Here is a 242-nt window from a genome sequence, read left to right as displayed (position 1 = left end):
CACCTGGGGACGACCCCCTGCATAGCGCTCTCGATCCTCATCAGAGCTGGTTTCGAACCCGTGGGGACATGAGACGCCGGCAGTGAGTTTCGGGGACAGCCGGTCCCCGACGGTCAGCGGGTGCCGGCAGGCGCGGCAGAGTTCCGCCTCGCCCCCCGCCAGCCCATGCGAGACGGACACGCGCTCGTCGAACACGAAACATTCCCCTTGCCACAGGCTCTCCTCGGCCGGCACGTCCTCCA

1 pseudogene is annotated in these 242 nt (G+C 68.2%); it reads right to left on the bottom strand.

The features are described from left to right. Positions 1-242 (bottom strand): annotated as a pseudogene (locus tag KVT37_RS32700) (hypothetical protein); the annotation flags it as partial.

The organism is Mesorhizobium sp. GbtcB19 (assembly GCF_019091085.1).
GTDB lineage: Bacteria > Pseudomonadota > Alphaproteobacteria > Rhizobiales > Rhizobiaceae > Mesorhizobium.
This window is presented reverse-complemented; position numbering and strand designations above follow the sequence as displayed.